Origin of the sequence: Sulfurovum sp. NBC37-1 (assembly GCF_000010345.1) — a bacterium.
Classification (GTDB): domain Bacteria; phylum Campylobacterota; class Campylobacteria; order Campylobacterales; family Sulfurovaceae; genus Sulfurovum.
In genome coordinates this window covers 511902-529955 of sequence record NC_009663.1, presented here as the reverse complement: position 1 = coordinate 529955, position 18054 = coordinate 511902, and the positions used below count along the sequence as shown (strand labels likewise).

Genomic DNA, 18054 nt, shown 5'->3' with positions numbered 1-18054 from the left:
TTAGTAATTAGGATATATTTAGTCCAATTTATGCTATTTCCTTTCATATCTCATCTTACAGAGATAATCAAGCTACTTAGGAGTATAATCCGTTACTATTTGATACACAGTGAGGTTTTTCAGGTGCCTGATATCACATTAATACTACTTGGAGCCGGCAATTCTACACGATTTGAGAGCGATGTAAAAAAACAGTGGCTCTATAGCGGAGAGATCCCTTTATGGCTGCATGTAGCTGAGAGCTTTGAAGCCATGGGGGCCTTTGCCAAGATCGTTATTGTCTCCTCACCCGAAGACATAGGTCTCATGAAACACTTTGCGGACTATACCTACGTCCAGGGTGGAGAGACAAGGCAAGCTTCATTAAAGAATGCTCTCGAAGATGTTACAACAGAGTATGTTCTTGTCTCGGATATCGCCAGATGTTGCGTCCCGGCAGCAATGATACATCGAATTCTGGATGCCAGAGAAGAGGCAAGCTGTATCGTTCCGGTACTGCCTGTTACCGATACACTCTATTTGGCACAAACACCCTTGGACAGGGAACAGGTACGGATCATACAGACCCCTCAGCTCAGTGTTACAAAAACACTCAAACAGGCTTTACAGACCGATCAGCTTTTTACAGATGACAGTTCAGCCGTTGCTTCCATGGGGAAAAAAGTTCATTTTGTCGAAGGCTCGCATGAAGCACACAAACTAACCACTATTTCAGATCTCAAGAAGCTCCCCTGCATAGAGGCACCATCCGGAAAAACACTAACAGGCTTCGGTCTGGATATCCACCCTTTTGAAGAAGGAAAAGCAATGGTTCTCTGCGGTGTGAAGATCGCTGTGGACTATGGATTCAAGGCACACAGTGACGGAGATGTTGCCATCCATGCGCTCATCGATGCGCTTCTGGGTGCCGCAGGAATGGGGGACATAGGTGAACTCTACCCTGACACCGACCAGAGCTATGCGGGAGCGAACTCGACGCGGCTCCTGAGCGATACCGTCCGAAAGATCAGAACGCACGGCTACACTATCGGCAATGTGGACATGACCATTCTGGCACAGGCACCGCGCCTGCTTCCCTATAAAGAGAAGATGAAACACTCCATCGCCTCTCTGCTGGAAATCAGGCCCCACCTGGTGAACATCAAAGCAACGACTGCCGAAAAACTCGGTTTTGTCGGTCGCAAAGAGGGTGTAACAGTACATGCAGTAGCAAATCTAACATATTATAACTGGAAACAAAAATGAAGATTATTATCGTAGAAAATGAGCTCTATCTGGCACAAAGTATTGCCAGTAAACTGGTAGAAAACGGCTTCGATACCGAAATATTCTCTTCGATCAAAGAGGCGATGAACAGTAACGGAGACGTTTATCTGCTCTCCACCAACCTGCCCGGACAGAACACTTCTCCGCTGATCACAAAGTTCAAAGAGAAGATCATTATACTCATGGTCAGCTATATCAACAACGACACGGTCGGTGAACCCCTTAAACTTGGGGCAAAAGACTACATCGTAAAACCTTTTATGATCGAAGAACTGCTGAGAAAAATAGAGCACTATCAGGAGTATCAGAATCTCAGGAAGAAAACCGCACTTTACCATGAATATATGCAGAACCTGCTCAAAGAGATCAAGCTCGATTTCGATATGGAAAAACTTACCTACCCGCTTGTCATACAGACCAACTACCAGAGACTGGTAGACAAACTGGTCTTTGAATACGCACATACACAGAACAAGCTCCTTACCTTTGTACCTCTTGGGGACAGTAACTGGAAAGAGAAAATAGAAAGTGCCAATGGAAAGTTGCTGCTGTACATCACAGAGATACACCTCATCAAGAAAGCGGAAAGAGAGAAGCTCTTTGCCCTGCTCGAAGGGCAGAACTTTATCCTTTGCAGTACTTCGGAACTGGAAACCCCTTTCCCAACCATCACACTCAATACCGATTCGAAACTCTACGACCAGAATGAGATACTGACCATCGATGATTATGTCAAATTCATCGTGAACAGTTTCCAGTACAAATTCCCCGATACCGAACTCTCCAAAAAGCTGGGTATTTCCCGTAAAAGTCTCTGGGAGAAAAGGAAAAAATATGATCTTTTCAAAAAGAAGTAGCATGTTACTGTACATCACAGGAAAAGGCCTCTAAATGCAACATAAATCACTTTATATCGATACAGAAGCACTCTCCGCCCTCTCACTTGTCAAAGAGGGGCTGATCTCACCCGTTGAGGGCCTGATGAATGAGAAGGAAGCCCGCGAGGTCGATGAAACAAAGTTCTACAAAGGTGTGCCGTTCCCTTTTGCCTTTATATTGGCGCCCAAAGGTACCCGCAACAAAAAAGTGCTTCAAAGCTTGAAAAAAGGTGATGTGGTCGACCTGATCAATTATGACAAAAAGGTAGGTGAGCTCATCGTCGATGAGACCTTCCCTATCGACCCCAAAAAACGTCTGCATAATATTTACGGTACCAGTGACCCATCACATCCCGGTGTCAAGAACACTATGGCCCGACTGGGCGACATGGCTGTAAGCGGTGAATATACTGTTGAATACCCTCTCGTTACCGATAACATTCACCGGATCAAAAGTATGATCACCAAAACAGGGGCAAAGGTCATCAGCTCCATGATGCTCGCGGCCAACCCTTTCAACCGTGCACACGAAAGAATGATACGCCAGGCTATCAGCGATGCAGACCTGCTGGTGATCTTCCTGCGCAAACCGTTTACCTCCGAAGGCTTGCGTTACGACATCCGTTACAATTCGCTGAGTACGTTCGTCGACAACTTCCTCCCCCGCAACAAAGTGATCATTATTCCCTTTGAGAACTCCTACATCTTTGCAGGTTTCAACGAACTGATACTCGATGCGCTGTTAGCGAAAAACTACGGCTGTAATCAGCTGGTCGTCGGAAAGAACCATGGAGGACTGGGCCTCTACTACGACAAGAACCGCCTCAATACAGTCTTCGACCACTGTAAGAACATCGACATCGATATTAAGACCGTAGATGAGTATGTCTACTGCGATACCTGCAAGACTCTGGTCAGCACCAGTACCTGTCCCCACGGACAGCACCACCATGTACACTACCACAGTGAGTCGATCATGAAACTGATACAGAGCGGACTCATCCCACCGCCGATCCTGGTCAGAAAAGAGGTCTCCGCCAACATTCTGGCCGCCCTTTTCCCCGAGCGCTTTGAGAATCTTCAGGAACTCTACTACTCACTGATGCCGGGATCAGGCCTCCTTGAACAGCAGAGCGACGAGCAGTTCTACATGAAGCTGATCCAGCTTTATCAGACCTCGTCGCTGACATAAGAAAAGCCATGACACTGCAAACACTTTTTCTGACATTCTTCGGTACCGGCCTGAGTCCCCAGTATCCGAAAACCGTAGCCACATTTGCCGCCCTGATACTCGGCATAGCCATACTTCACTACCTTGGCATGGAAACACTTTTCATGCTTGCTTTTGCCGTTACCGTCATAGGCATCTTCGAGATCAACAAATACGAGAACCTTGGCGGAGAGCATCATGCAAAGGAGATCGTCATAGACGCAGCGACGGGGATGTGGCTCAGCCTGATGATCGCCTCTTCCACTGCAGCGACACTGCACTACCCCTCTGTGAACATCCTCGCCATCGTATTCAGTTTTGCCGCCTACAGATTCTTTGACATCTGGAAACCCTCTACCATTGGCTGGATAGACAGGGAGGTAAAAGGCGGACTGGGCGTGATGATGGACGACGTACTCTCGGGAATAGCAGGAGGATTATTGTCCGTAGTAATCCTGATGGGTATCGGGAAGTTATTTTAATTTGGACTTCTCCCCTGTCCTGAACGTATCGAAGAACATTCCGATCACCGAGACCACCATGATTGCATACGCCATGAACCTTGTTATACCGGCAATCAGTGACTCATGCTGCAATATTCCCATTTTTCCCAAAAGATAATTGAAATCATGATAGGCGTCTATACCCAGGAATGATTTACTTGCAGGCAGTATCAGTCCTTCATGTGCCGTTGAGATATACCATGCCGTATAGTATAGTGAAAAACCGACAAAGAAAAGTGCAATATGCATGGCAAAACGTTTTCTTTTTCTTTTGTAATAGTAGGCGATACCGGCAGGAAAGAGCAGCTGGAACAGTGTCCCGTTGAGGACCATCAAAAATTCCGGACAGGGAAGGATATAACATACCCCATGCCCACTCTCATGGATAATCCCCAGTGTTTGGTTGGCAATGAAGAAGTAGAGAGAAAATATCTGTCCTACGATACTGTAATTCTGTGTATGAGCGGTTTCCCATGGTGCATAATGCGGGAAAAGGAGGAGAAAAAGTACAAAAAGAAGCAGGAGCAGTTTCTTTGCAGCAGGCGTCATAACATCCGTTGCATATTCTTTGTTCCCACGCTTTTTTGGGTAAAGATGACTGAGCATACCCATAGTGTCAGTCGATTAGGCGTTTTAGTACAGTTTCAATATGCTTTTCATATTCTTTTAACATTTCAGGTTTGACCTCATCCCCTGAACGGAACAGTTTGTGGTATTTCTCCAAGGACTTCCGCAATGTATCATCCATCCACAGATCGGTAAAATCACGGCCCATCTCCAATACGACTTTGTCTCTGATCGCATGGGACCTTTCAGCTATTTTCACGGCATGAAAAAGAGCACGGTTGAGCAGAATGTATGGGAAGTTCACGTTCTTCATGGGGCCGGCTTCCAGATATTTCTTTCCCAGTTTCTGCCCCAGTACTTTGACGTCAGAGAGTTCGTTAAAGCCAAAAAAGGCACTTGTGCCGCCTACTACCGCACCGATGGCAGACCCGAGAAAAAACGTACTGCCTCCCAGCAGCAGGTCGACTCCCGCACCGGTCACTGCACCTCCGGTCGCGCCGGTGAGCAGCAGCTCTTTCCTGCTTAGACCAAAAAGCGAAGCACTCTCTTTTGAGAAGAGGTCCATCCCGTCGAAAAGCAGTGCCTGCTGCGCTTTTTCCAGGTTCTCATGGTGCCATATCTGTTCCACTCTGTGCTGTGAAACCTCTTCATAGGTTCTGAGCTTTGCTTTGTAGCGCTCCAGAACCAGCGTTTTTTCCGCTTCTGTCGCCTCTTCTGATCTGATCGGCAGGCGCTCTACATGAGAAAGTGACTGATGCAGCAGGCGTGTAATACTCTGCGCAGTTCGTTCGAACATTTGCGCATGATAGACCTTGAAAAGCCGTATCGATTCATTCACAGGGGCGATCCACTCCTCTTTAAGCTGCGCGATACTTTCAAGCAGAGAGAGGTGCTGGGGGAAGGTCGCTTTCATCGGGTTAAAAAGGCGTACCATTTTGAAGTACTGCCCCAGCGCCCTCTTCCACTCTTCCACATAGTTCGTATCGTCTATGAGGTTTATCAGTGCCATGGAAGGCTGTCCTGTCCAGCGCAGTATCTCCATCTCCGCCTCATACTCTTCCCCGTAGGGTTTGGAGCCGTCCACCACATAGATGATCCCTGCGCCGTTCATAATGGGCTCGAGCAGTTCAATCTCGTCGTTGAAACGCAGATCTTCTTTGTGCCCGTTGATGAATGCCTGTACTATTTCAGGTCTTTTGTCTGCGGTCACTTCATGTTTCTGCAGCCAGGCAAGTACTGAACGTGCCCTCTGAAAACCGGGGGTATCAAAAAGTTCATACAGGACCTTTCCGTCAACAGTAAGAGGAAAACTGCGTTTCTTTGTTGTCGTTCCCGGTGTATCCGATATCTGTACGGTGTCATCAAATGCCAGAGTCGAGACAATGCTGCTTTTTCCTTTATTCGGATGGCCCACAACGGCAAAAGTGGGATGTGAGACTGTCATATCTTCAACCACACTTTCTCTTCTCCCATACCCTGCAGTTTTCTGCCCCACATTGCAAGTTCATTCTGTTTAGGCAGATAACCGTTCTGGGGTGTACCCACAGGAGCGACGATGATCCTGTCAGCCACTTTTGCAAGATCTTCTAGAAAATCAACGAAGTCCATCGTAGGCGGTTCCCAGGCTTTGACATAGAAAAGTACCTCTCCCTTTGCTTTGAGAACGATCTCCCTGTCTTCATCGAGGGTATTGGTCCCACCTACATCTTCAAGCAGAGGAGAGGTGATCTTCATAGCATCATTGAGCAGGACAAGATCGTCATGTGACATCGCCCAGCCCAAAGTCAGGTCATAGGAACTGTCAAACGTTTCCACTTCACGGACATAATGGTTTCCTTTGGGCTTAAACACCTCTTCTGTTTTGGGAGAGGAGGTCGTGATAAGCGGTTCATTCATAGCCCGTAAAAGTACCTGAGCACCGTCAAGATTTAGAAAAGACCTTTTGAGCGCTCTTCGGTAGCCAATGACAGAGATCAGCCACATAACAAATCGTAGAATGATCGCATAGAAAAGTGTGGCAAAAGCAAGAAACTTCCACCACTCTCCCAGCTCTGAAGCATTGCGTACCATTTCCGGGTCAAGCTTTTCTCCCAGGCGGAAGTATTGGCTCTTCTCTATGAGTTCAAGAGAAGGCACTGCTGTAGGAAAAAATGATTTCCATGGCAGAGCAATCGTTTCAAGCAGTGCATGGAATTCCTGTGCACTGACATGCAGTGTCGTACTCCATGCAAAAGCGATATCTTTGGTGACAACCATGCCCAGAAGCGCCACAAGCAGGCCGATCGAAAATATCAGGGCAAGCAACTGGGAACGTCGTATGACAAGCCAGTTGAGAATAGAAGGATTGACCTGAAGTTCATCAAGGCTCTTCTTCACTTTCCCGGGAAGCAGACGCAGGACCTTCTCCATCCAGTATGCCGGGGAGATATGTACCAGGAAACTGCGTGACGCATTGGCCCTTAACATGGAAAAAAGTGCCAGTGTCATGGTGATAATCGGTAAGAGTATCACCATCGCCAAAAAGTAAACGACATTGACCGGTTCATGCCCGCTGTAGCTCAAGAGGGCAACCCCGGAAAAAAGGCCAAGAAAAAAGGCGATCACACCCAAAATCAGTGTGATCCCGTAAAGGTATCCCGTAACCGTTTCACTTAGCAAAGGCTTTTTCAGCCACCCGCGATGCTGCTGCGTCCAGAGCAACAGCAGTTTGAACGGGTTCTCTCCTTCATGTTTCAGGCCAAAAGCACGTTTCTCTTCACGTGTACTCTTGTCAGTCTGAAGCAGTGCATAAAGATCGAGGTAGGATGCCAGATTCATGCAGTCTTACACTTCTTCCTCATCGGGACAGCCATAGATAAGGCATCTGAGCTTTTCTCTGTAGGCTTCATGGTCATAGCTGTCAACTCTTGCCACACCCTCTTCGAATGCAGCCTTCGCTACCGCAGAAGCAACCCAGATAAGTGCCTCTTTGTTGAAAGGAAGCGGAATGATATGTTCTTTTCCATACTCTATATTGTCATTGTGATACGCTGCTTTAACGTAATAAGGTACCGGTTCTTTCGCCAGATCCGCCAACGCTCTTGCCGCTGCCATTTTCATACCTTCGGTGATCTTTCTTGCACGTACATCGAGCGCACCTCTGAAGATGAACGGAAAACCAAGCACATTGTTGGTCTGGTTGGGATAGTCTGAACGTCCTGTTCCCATGATCACATCATCCCTTACTTCTTTGACCTCTTCAGGTAAAATTTCCGGTACAGGGTTCGCCAAAGCAAAGATGATCGGCTCGGGTGCCATCTTCGCTACCATCTCTTTGGTCAATGCACCCGCTACACTGAGTCCAAGGAACATGTCAGCCCCTTCAATGACATCTTCCAGGGTCTTGTCCTCGGTTTCAACGGCAAACTCGGCCTTGTATTTGTTCAGGTCATCCCTGCTGGTCGAGATCACCCCTTTTGAGTCACACATAATGATATTCTTCACACCCAATGCCTGATACATTTTTGCACAGGAGATACCCGCTGCGCCTGCTCCGTTGACCACGATCTTGATCTCATCCACTTTTTTACCTGTCAGGTCCAGTACATTGATAAGACCTGCAGTAGTGATGATGGCCGTACCGTGCTGGTCATCATGGAACACGGGAATATCCAACGCTTCCTGAAGGCGTCTTTCGATCTCGAAACATTTGGGTGCTTTGATATCTTCAAGATTTATCCCCCCGAATGTCGGTGCAATCGCTTTACATGTCGCAATGATCTCTTCGGTCTCGTGCACATCCAGTTCTATATCAAATGCATCCACGTTGGCGAACTTCTTGAAAAGCACCGATTTCCCCTCCATGACCGGCTTACCTGCCAACGGTCCTATATCTCCAAGCCCAAGTACGGCAGTTCCGTCAGAAATGACCCCAACAAGATTGCCTCTGTTGGTATATTCAAACGAAAGATTCTCGTCTTTTTCTATTTCAAGGCAGGGGATCGCCACGCCCGGCGTATAGGCAAGCGAAAGTTCAAATTGTGTGTTGCAGGGCTTGGTAAGGTCGATCCCGATCTTACCGTTCTTATGGTATTCAAGTGCTTTTTCTTTGGTGATTGTTGACATTATAAACCTTTCTAATAATTATAGGGAACTCTAATAATAGGTAATACCCACAATGGGTTTTGCAATGTGAGATTGTGCAAGAGATTTTCAAGTCTTAGCCGTAGCTAAGACGAAGTAAATATCTTATGCAAGATTGCGTTTGCAAAGCCCACCCTTCGGGCATCACTAGCTTCCGCCTATGCGTTGTTACTCTTTTTCGACTTAGCTACAGCTAGGTCTTCAAAAGAGTGCCTAGCCTAGACAAAAGCTAGCGATGTTGTGGGTATCACCTATTTTTAGAGATTCCCTATATAATGTAATTATACTCCAAGAAAGGTTAACAGGGGGATACTATACAAAATACTCTTCAATGATCTGAGGGAAGAGTTTCATGGTTTTTCTGGCTTTGTCGATCTTGGGCTGAAAGATCTCGGAGGAAGCAGGGAAATCCTGCATCAGCTCCTGATAAATCGCAATCTTGTCTTCCATATGCTTCCCCAGCGCATCGAGTACCGCCTGCATGTTCTCTTTGCTTGTCGCATACTTCATCAACAGTTCGAACATTCTTTTTCTCGGATGGATCGCCATGGAATCACCCGCTTCAAGTGCGATATCCTTGATGTCCCATCGTGAGACATAGATGCCGCTTACCGCTGGAGAGACCAGTTTGGCATAGAGCGCTTCCGTGTAGGAAGGGTAATCTTTAAGATCGTTCTCCTCGTCACTGGCACAGCTGCCGTCCACGCAGGCTTCTTCATTGATATTGAAATTCTCAAACTCTTTTCTCAGGTCTTCCATATTTCTTTCATTCATTATTTTTCTCCTATTAACGTTGGTATCTCATCCGTATCTATCCTGGCACCGAACCATCGGTTGGCAAGCAGCATCATTTTGGCAACAAAAAGTATCTGGTCATCGAGGAATTCAGGCTTCTCAAACAGGGCTTTGGCTTCATCGTCCAGACAGTAGCCATGCACCTTTCCCTCGGTTACTTCGATGAACTCGACACGCTGTTCTCTCTGTGCACATTCGTCAAGATCGTCACAGTACTGTACGGCATTAGCCTGGAATTCCCGCTCCAGCATCATCCGGTCAACCTTTGACTGTCCGACACTCGTCATCGTAAAGTCAAAGTGCTCGTCTTTGATGTTCAGGGCGATCGCTGTGGCATTGATGCCGTTATGTTTGAGTATTTTATTGAAATACTTCCTCATATAACCCGTCTGGGCATTATAGCCAAGAATCGTACACAACCCGGTATCGGGTTTTATCTCTTCAGGTCTCATTCTGTCTCTCCGGACATTTTCTTTGCGTTCTCGTGAAGGAACATCGCTTCTTCCTCTTCCACCATGCATCTCGGGCAGGTCACTTCCCCACCGGTGTAGGTAAAGTAGTTCCCACATTCATTACAGCGTTTGACAGAGAAGGTCGCCAGGGTTCGCTGTGTCGGTTCGAAGAACTCTTTGATCTCGAAGCCTTTTTGCAGATGGATCGCATCGGGTTCACAGGCATCGTGGCAGAGACGGCACTTCAGGCAGAGCATTGCATCGAAATGGATCAGCGAGAACTTGCCGTCGGATGAGAGAGCTCCCGTCGGACAGATACGGTAGCAGATCTGGCAGTTCGTACAGTTCTCATCCACATACTTCTGGGAGACGAAACTGATCTCCTCTTCGGGAAGTACTTCAAATACGTCAGGCACACCTGCACGTTTGAGTGTCGTAAAGAGGATCTTGCGTTTGTCAGGCAGCTGTTTATCCCTGATCTTCTCGATTACGGAAGCATCAATGTCAAAACGTCTAAGCTCGTCGGCATCCACCGCTTCATCAAAGGCTTTTTTATGTTTGACGACACCTTTGAGAGATACATTGCCCAGGAAAGAACGTCTGGAGGAGACTTCCTCTTCCATACTGTCGTCATTCGGGACCTGATCCGGAATCCCATGAGATCCTGAAACGAGTTCAGAATGACGTACGTTCTCTTCAACATTTGTTTCAAGCTGTTTCTGCGAAAAACTCGACAAAACAAAATTGGCCTCGTCTATCGTCTTTTCAATATGCTCGAAAAGGATCGAATCAGGATCATAGACACTCAGATCAAGCGTAATGGGTTCTTCACTTGCCAGAGCGAGGGAAATAAGGTGTTCCACACTCAGAACAGAGAGACAGGGTACATTGATATTGGGCGAGATAAGCCTTACTTTTGATTCCAGAAAGGTAAAAAAGAACTCTGTAGTCGAAAAATCCGACAGGGCAAAAGCTTCGGTAGGGCAAACGCCTACGCAGGCAGCCGCTTCCACGCCTGTAGCCGTTTTGAAGGTGGGCAGATTGTCCTGAAGCGTAATGGAATCGGGACAGATGTCCATACACTTGGTGCACTCGGAGAATTTGCTTTTGGCCCTGACACAGGAGGCCACATCAAAATGCAGTTTCATAAATTATGCTATATCCCCACAGAAGGTATCGAGCTTCTCATTGACATATTCATAATCACTAAGCAGGAACTCCAGAGTCAATTCCGCACCGTCATGATAGAGCGGTGTTCTTGACTCTCTTTTGGCATTGATGAGGAACATGGAGCCCCATTCGAGAAGATGGTCTCTCAAAAAGCCTTTCTGGATCTGGAAGAGTTCGCATATCCCTTCTTTGTCTTCAGCTTCAAGTGCTTTGAGCTGTGCATTGCAGAGCATATACATGAATTCAAGTTCCACCCCGATATGGTCACCGCTGACCACTCTGGCTTTGTCCAGTTCAACTCTGAAATCCAGTGCATCATAGAGTTCGATCACAGGGTTTCCCTTTCCGCTGTCAACCATCTGGTCCTCTCTGACATAAAAACTCTCATACGGTACAAGGTGCATCAGGAAAAGATTGGTGAAATCCACATTATAATATTGCTCAATCAGTTCCTGTGTCGTAAACTCTTTACGCTTGGACCAGTTTCTGTAGTTGGGGAAAAGAGCAAGATAATTCTCATTGTTTTCGATCACATCCAAAAAAGCCTCATCCACTTCCGTGATCATCAATCTTGATATCAATGCATACAATGCTACTCTATTCTCTAAATCCTGTTTTAATTCTTGCATATGGTTGGCTGCCTTTTTAGCTTAGTCACTTGTTGCGGTAATATACCACTTTCAAAATAAATTTAACTTAAGAGACTTGTCAAAAGAAAATTATTTGGAAAATCGTATGGAGAGGGACAGACAGAAGTCTGTCCCCACATGTGTAAGAGTGTTACGCTTTGATATCTACTGAGTAGGCTTTCAGTGTCAATGGCACTGCCGGTCTCTTAATGTGAACCGGTCTTCTCAGTTTGTCACCTGGAGCCAACGGACGTGTCAGTCTGTCTCTCCATGCCTGATAGACTTTGAAGTTGTTGTCATAGTTCACATAGATATCACCGATCTTGTCATCTTTGCCGGCTTTTTCTATGCTGACCTTCTGATGCCATGCGTGGTTACCGCCGATAGGATCCGGATGAGAAGGCGCCACAGCATTCTGCCATGAACCGCTCAAACCATCCCACCAGATGTTGTCAAGGTCCTTGTTGTACTCTTTGAACTGCCACGTATCTCTACGTGCCTGCATACCTTCAATGATACCCTCTTTTGGTTTCATCGTACCGATCTTGCCATCCATAGTCATATCGAATAGTGGTGCACCGAGACCGAGAACACCGAGTTTATGCTCGAATCCTGGAATCTCTACCGCATTTTTGAGTTTCCATCTACCTGCGTGGTGTGAACAGGCAAGAACACCAGGCATCGTACCTTCAGTCGGTACAGCCATCGCGATAAAGTAACCGGACTCAAGGCCGGAAACGGTATCGGTGATCGTTACTTTGATCGGATCTTCCCTTTTGATACCGAGACGTTTCGCATCTTCCGTATTGATCCAGACCGGGTTATGGTTCTGCGAGATCTCCATCAGGTGCTTCGAGTTGACTGAACGTGTATGAATGTTATACGGCAATCTAAATACCGTGTTCAGTGCAAAGTCATTGTCCTTTTGCATAAAGTCGTGGTGCACCTGTGTAACGAGATGTACCATATCTTTACGCTCCTGTGCAGTTCTTGGATAAATAGGAATCGCATACTCAGGCCATTTCCACTCTGTCAGCCATTTACTATAGAACTCCAGTTTACCGCTGAGCGTATGGAATCCTTGCTTGATCTCACCGTCAACCTCAACACCGATTGGCTTCATGCCGCCAAATACATGGTCTTCTACCAGCAATGTGCCATACTCATCTTTCTCTACATCGCTGATATCATATTCGTGACCGTGAGCGATATATTTGTCACCCTCTCTTTTGAGTGGTCTCTCCTGTGGTCTAAAGACGTGGTCTTCTTCCAGCCATGTCCCCATATCTCTCATCATCTCATAGTTTGGATACTTTGAGTTAGGATACTTGAGTTTCGCCGTTTTTCTGAGGTTTGGAAGCTTGTCAAGAGCCGCCTGATACCATTCAGGGATAGTAGTACATCTTGACGGGTCCTCTTTAGATGCCCAGAATTTCTTGACACCGAGACTTCCGTCAGGATCGACATGGTGAACCATGATATTCATCCAGAACTCCATCTCTTCCCAGATTTCACCCAGTCCGGCAATCGTATGCGCTTCTAACGTAGCACGTGTCGGATCTTTCGGTTTCCATCCGAGTTTTTCAAGTGCAACTCTGAGTGCAGGGTTCTTGAAACTCAACCATCTTGCCGGTTTTGTAGGCTCGGATGACTGGTCATGTCTTTCACCCGCAAGTCCTACAGGCAATACAAAGTCACAGTACCAGTTGGTCTCCGACCATGTAGGAGAAAGGTTGAATGCCATTTCGATCTTGTCTTCTCTCTTAAGCGCTTCGATCCATCTGAAACCGTCCGGGTTGATCCAGACTGGGTTGTACATACGTGGGATCCATACTGCCAGTTTTTCAGGAATATTCGTAAGCCCTTTTCTCTTCCACTTCGCTCTCCACTCGTCGTCAAGCAGCAGGTGTGGCATGATATGAGACATTTCAAATGAACTCAACGGATATTCAGGCGGCCACGCGATCTCATTCCATACATCGACTCTTGGAGGTCTTTCACCTGCAACTGTCGCCCCATCACCCTTACCGTTCACAGAGATAACATGCCAGTGGTGCATTCCTACACCACCGATATTTCCTGCCATAGCACCACGAAGTGCCAACGGGAAGAAACCGGAACGTGTATTCATCCAGCTACCTCTATGGCCGATGGTTCCTGCTCTCCAAAGGTAAGTAGTAATTCTGTCACCTGCATCAATGAACATCTCAAAGAGTTCATCAAGTTTATGGCCATATCCTTCCATTTTACACTCTTTGATGACGAATTCTTTAGTGTATGGCGAATAGATCTCTTTGAGCATCTCGATAAAGCTTTCATAACTTTCATCCTGAGGTACCTGCTTCATGTAGCCTTTGGATACCATAAGTGCCAACTGCTCTTTGTCTTTCATGAGCTGATCCCAGTTCACCCAGTTCTTGAAGAAGGCATGGTTTACCAGAGACTTTCCGTGAATATCTGTTTCATTCAGAATTCTGTTTGCAAGATGCAAATAAAGTGCTGCTTCTGTTCCCGGCCATACAGGTATCCAAAGATCGGCGATACCCGCTGAGTTGGAGAGTCTCGGGTCCATTACAACAAGCTTTGCCCCTTTTCTTCTTGCATCAGCGATATACCCTGCCGACTGCTGGAAATAGTGTCCCGCATCCGCCGCATGGGATGACTGAAGGAATACCAGTTTTGCATTTGCCCAATCCGGAGAGTTCCTGTCATCATTCGCCCACTGGATCGTACCCTGTCTTGCACCTGCGGAACAGATATTGGTATGAGAATCATACCCGTCACAACCCATAGAGTGTGGTATACGGTGACCGAAACCGTTCTCGTTCGGACGACCGACATGGTACATGATCATCTTTTTGGAAACTTCGTCGCCTTTTTTGAGCGTATCGTGCATTTTTTTACCGATCTTCGCCATCGCTTCATCCCAAGTGGTTCTTACCCACTTACCTTCACCTCTTTTGGAACCTGGTGCTCTCATCAAAGGGAAAGGGATTCTGTCCGGATCATACATTTGCGTTTGTGCCGCATAACCTTTGGCACAGTTTCTACCACGGCTTCCTGCATGAAGCGGGTTACCCATGTATTTCTTCACAAAAAGGTCTTTTGGGTTCTTGGTTCTTTTGTATTCACCGATCTCGACCCATGCAGTCAGACCACACTGCGCTTCACAGTTGGAACATACGGTAGGAACCAGCATAAACTCATTGACTTTGATCCCGTCAGGGTTGTCTTCACCTCTGATACCGTTTCTTCCGGCACCACCTCTTTTCCAGTCATTACCATCCAACTCTTTAAAGCTGTCCCACTGTTCGAACGGTGGATAGAAGGAAAGTGTTTCCGGTGTCGCTGTAAACGATTTGTCTTCAGCTGTTGCAGGCGTATCTACGATCGTCTCGAACACACCCGCTGCCAGAGTTGCACCGGCTACAGAATAAGCTGTCCCTTTCAGGAAACTTCTTCTGCTCTCTATAAAATTATTATCATTTTTCATTGATTTTGTCATACATATCCTCCTTAACTCAAGTTTAGCAATTGTGGGATTTTAAGCCATACATCTTTTGCCATATACAGCCCGATCAATGCCAGGATAGCGGCAAATCTAAGCAGTGTTTTATTGTCTTCTTTCATATTCTTGACTGCAAGGAAGAATGGAATAATAAATCCAAGCACCATTGCGAACCAGAACTCTGCATTGTACTCTCCGCCGGAGTGAACGTATGCCAATGTCGCTTCTGCTTCAGAAGACTTGAATGAGAAGAAATACTCACCCATATACATCAGGAAGGAGAAGAAGGTTGCGATCGCCAATACAAGTGCAAGGTCTCTTCTGCTCTCTTTGCTCCATGAACCAGAGACGAAGATAAGACCTGCCGAACCTGCCAGGAGTGCTGCCCACATCATTTGCATGACTTCCGCAGGTGCCTGCCACAACTCTCTCGCAGAAGCTTCCGCCATAATGATCGCCGTGTACAGTGTCACAGGAACTGCCAGGAACACAACGAACGGGAAGAGCTTTTCATACAAAGCACTGTGCTCTCTTGCCATCTTGGCGCAGGGACCCTGCTTTCTTACATCAGGATGAGCATCAAAGAAACCGATGACCATCAATATAGTAATCAGACCTGTAAAAAGTGAAGCCATCCATGCACCGACCGTAATTGCTGAAGTCCAGTGCGGGTGAAGGAAAATATTCACCATTCTGTACGGCTGATGAAGGTCAGTCAGCGTAAAGAGAAGGAAAATATTCAAAAAGATAAATGATATGAGAGGCATCGTCCATCTCAAATTCGGCATCTCTTCTTTCTTGTGTCTATATAGCAAAAATGCACCTACCAGGATCACACCTGTACCTACAGATTTAGCCCACATATTCAATGTGATCATCCAACCCCAGATAATACCTGGAAGTGCGACATCCAATGTTACAACAGCCTGTGTTGCGTGAATTCCATGTTCTACCATTAGTGACCTCCCTCTTCTTCGTGAGATTCATGTGAATTGTCAAAATCCATGAAACTTTTATTGTCCAGATGTTCATGCGAAGTGAACGGTGCAAGGAATCTGTCTATCACACCGTGATGCGGATCACCGATATGCTTCAAGTGTGTCACGTTATTGAACAGGTTATATCCTTCAAGACGCTGCTGAGCAAGCGGATTCAATGTCTGGTTACCACCGCCTACATAAAAATGTTTCGGCGTAGTGTGTTTTTCTGGTTTACGTACCTGAACAGCACCCTGATGCTCCATGATATACTGGGAAATATGGCTGGTGTCATCATCGATATCACCAAAGATATTCGCCTGTACAGGACAGATAACGACACAGGCAGGCATCATACCGCTTTCGATACGGTGTGCACAGTAGGTACATTTGTCCGCCGTGTTCGTTTCTGGGTCCATATAGATCGCACCGTAAGGACAGGCCATCATACAACCGGCACATCCGATACATCTTGAAGAGTCGACATTCACGATGCCGTTCTCAAGATAATGCAATGCAGATACCGGACAGATTCTCTCACACGGAGCACTTTCACAGTGATTACATCTCAACGGTGTAAAAGATCTCGATGCATCAGGGAATGTCCCTATATCAATATACTTTACACGCAGACGCCAAGAGCCGAGCGGAACTTCATTTTCCACTTTACAAGCTACTTCACAACCTTTACAACCCATACACAGGTTAAGGTCAACTAAGAAACCTAGTTTCATACTTCCTCCTTGAATTTTAGCTAAACTTATAATAATTATAAGTTCCCGTTAAACGGTTATTTCACGGGTTAACGCATGGATTAAGTCTATTCTACTTTGCATTAAAAATGCTTTAGTATCTTCAATAAAAAGAGGCTTTTGTGTGAACTGTTTCAAAAGTAACGCTTTTGATCAATTGTCGTGACTGATAGCATCAGTAATAGTGTATTTGGATTTTATGCGGTAGAACAATATGAATGTTCTACCAGGTTTTGAGAATGTTTTTGAGGATTTTACTCTGTAAGTTCCGATAAGATTTTATTCATGCTTCCCTGTGCCTCTTCAAGAACCTCAAGTGACTCTTTATTTTTTATACCCATTGAAGAGATCCAGTTATAAACACTCGGGAAAGCCAAATGCATACTGTTCTCACCCTTCTTCTTATACATATAGAGTGAACATGGTGCGTACGCCCCTGCTTCAGGATGTGTTTTTGCAACCGTATAGATGACTGGAAGTTTACAGATAGAGTAGACATGATAGAAATCATAACCTTCATATTTGTTCTCTTTAAAGTCATGATTGAGGTCATTGGTTCCTGCTATCACAAAACCATAGGTAGAGAGCGTTCCCTCAAACTCCATCTTAAACTCTTCCTTTTCATCTTCCCACTCTTCGGGATCCATCTCCATCTCATAACTTGAAACCAAAGAGCCTTTTGGCTCCTGCACACTGTAGGAGAGTGCTTCAAACTTGCCTTGAGGCATGGCGGTTTTTAGAGCCTCTTTGACCATTGCTCCTATCTTTACAAGTACCGCATCATCTGCAGGAATCTTCAATATTTTTGCCATCGCCTCTACTCTGAGAGAAGAGATTGAAATTTTCTTATCATCTTTTTTGGTATAAATTGACATACTCATAGGAGAGAACATACCGATACTTGGATACTTTTTTGCCAGCTCAAGTGTCTCTTTTTTACTAAAGAATGTAAAAAGATTATAGACATCAAAACTTGTCTCTTTAAACTTTTTCTTAAACGGTACGTTCATATCTCTGTTTGCAGAGATAAAGAAACCCTCTTTTTTAAATGCCGCTTCAATGGTTGCGGGTGTAATCTTCCCGTCTGCATTGTCTGAAGTAAATATCTGAATATCACCTGCTGTACTCTTTTGTGCTGCCGGAGATGCAGGTTTCACCTCTTTTGCCCATACTGCACCCATCAATAACGAGAGACACAATATTCCTTTAACTACTATTTTCATCT

General features: G+C 46.0%; 16 protein-coding genes. 4 read left to right on the top strand and 12 right to left on the bottom strand.

Annotation, left to right across the window (positions count from 1 at the left end):
- The first annotated feature begins 123 nt into the window (after positions 1-123).
- From SUN_RS02690 to SUN_RS02675, 4 genes are read left to right on the top strand one after another with little or no spacing between them, the layout of a single operon-like run.
- Complete coding sequence (locus SUN_RS02690) at positions 124-1245, top strand: bifunctional 2-C-methyl-D-erythritol 4-phosphate cytidylyltransferase/2-C-methyl-D-erythritol 2,4-cyclodiphosphate synthase (RefSeq protein ID WP_011980215.1); 1122 nt, start codon at positions 124-126, stop codon at positions 1243-1245.
- Complete coding sequence (locus SUN_RS02685; RefSeq protein WP_011980214.1) at positions 1242-2123, top strand: response regulator; 882 nt, start codon at positions 1242-1244, stop codon at positions 2121-2123. Before SUN_RS02690 ends, SUN_RS02685 begins: the two co-directional genes overlap by 4 nt.
- A 34-nt stretch (positions 2124-2157) precedes the next feature.
- Positions 2158-3336: a sulfate adenylyltransferase gene (locus SUN_RS02680; protein WP_011980213.1), complete on the top strand. Its 1179-nt coding sequence runs from the start codon at positions 2158-2160 to the stop codon at positions 3334-3336.
- A gap of 8 nt (positions 3337-3344) precedes the next feature.
- Positions 3345-3836: a phosphatidylglycerophosphatase A family protein gene (locus tag SUN_RS02675; protein ID WP_011980212.1), complete on the top strand. Its 492-nt coding sequence runs from the start codon at positions 3345-3347 to the stop codon at positions 3834-3836.
- Here the strand turns inward: SUN_RS02675 and SUN_RS02670 are convergent.
- The 12 genes from SUN_RS02670 to SUN_RS02615 all read right to left on the bottom strand — a co-directional run bounded on the left by SUN_RS02670 (position 3828) and on the right by SUN_RS02615 (position 18052).
- The gene (locus SUN_RS02670; RefSeq protein ID WP_011980211.1) at positions 3828-4469 is read right to left on the bottom strand and encodes a hypothetical protein; all 642 of its coding nucleotides are present in this window, start codon (positions 4467-4469) and stop codon (positions 3828-3830) included. The genes SUN_RS02675 and SUN_RS02670 overlap by 9 nt on opposite strands.
- A 4-nt stretch (positions 4470-4473) precedes the next feature.
- A complete protein-coding gene (locus SUN_RS02665) occupies positions 4474-5919 on the bottom strand; it encodes a DUF3482 domain-containing protein (RefSeq protein ID WP_232501347.1) in 1446 nt (481 codons plus the stop codon).
- Complete coding sequence (locus SUN_RS02660) at positions 5865-7241, bottom strand: DUF2868 domain-containing protein (RefSeq protein ID WP_011980209.1); 1377 nt, start codon at positions 7239-7241, stop codon at positions 5865-5867. The genes SUN_RS02665 and SUN_RS02660 overlap by 55 nt, the downstream gene beginning before the upstream one ends.
- Before the next feature lie 6 nt (positions 7242-7247).
- Complete coding sequence (locus tag SUN_RS02655) at positions 7248-8528, bottom strand: malic enzyme-like NAD(P)-binding protein (protein WP_011980208.1); 1281 nt, start codon at positions 8526-8528, stop codon at positions 7248-7250.
- Positions 8529-8858: 330 nt separating this feature from the next.
- Positions 8859-9320, bottom strand: coding sequence for a hypothetical protein (locus SUN_RS02650; protein ID WP_011980207.1), 462 nt, complete (start codon positions 9318-9320; stop codon positions 8859-8861).
- The gene (locus SUN_RS02645; protein ID WP_011980206.1) at positions 9320-9793 is read right to left on the bottom strand and encodes a hypothetical protein; all 474 of its coding nucleotides are present in this window, start codon (positions 9791-9793) and stop codon (positions 9320-9322) included. The genes SUN_RS02650 and SUN_RS02645 overlap by 1 nt, the downstream gene beginning before the upstream one ends.
- The gene (locus tag SUN_RS02640) at positions 9790-10941 is read right to left on the bottom strand and encodes a 4Fe-4S dicluster domain-containing protein (RefSeq protein ID WP_011980205.1); all 1152 of its coding nucleotides are present in this window, start codon (positions 10939-10941) and stop codon (positions 9790-9792) included. The genes SUN_RS02645 and SUN_RS02640 overlap by 4 nt, the downstream gene beginning before the upstream one ends.
- 3 nt (positions 10942-10944) lie before the next feature.
- Positions 10945-11592 (bottom strand): TorD/DmsD family molecular chaperone, encoded by a 648-nt coding sequence (locus tag SUN_RS02635; protein ID WP_011980204.1) that lies wholly within the window; start codon positions 11590-11592, stop codon positions 10945-10947.
- A 151-nt stretch (positions 11593-11743) separates the two neighbouring features.
- Positions 11744-15097: a molybdopterin-dependent oxidoreductase gene (locus tag SUN_RS02630; protein WP_011980203.1), complete on the bottom strand. Its 3354-nt coding sequence runs from the start codon at positions 15095-15097 to the stop codon at positions 11744-11746.
- A gap of 11 nt (positions 15098-15108) precedes the next feature.
- Positions 15109-16056: an NrfD/PsrC family molybdoenzyme membrane anchor subunit gene (gene nrfD, locus SUN_RS02625; RefSeq protein ID WP_011980202.1), complete on the bottom strand. Its 948-nt coding sequence runs from the start codon at positions 16054-16056 to the stop codon at positions 15109-15111.
- Positions 16056-16811 (bottom strand): 4Fe-4S dicluster domain-containing protein, encoded by a 756-nt coding sequence (locus SUN_RS02620; protein WP_011980201.1) that lies wholly within the window; start codon positions 16809-16811, stop codon positions 16056-16058. The genes nrfD and SUN_RS02620 overlap by 1 nt, the downstream gene beginning before the upstream one ends.
- 272 nt (positions 16812-17083) lie before the next feature.
- Positions 17084-18052 carry a hypothetical protein gene (locus SUN_RS02615; RefSeq protein WP_041672659.1) on the bottom strand — a complete coding sequence of 323 codons (969 nt, stop codon included), beginning with the start codon at positions 18050-18052 and terminating at the stop codon, positions 17084-17086.
- Positions 18053-18054: the final 2 nt, after the last annotated feature.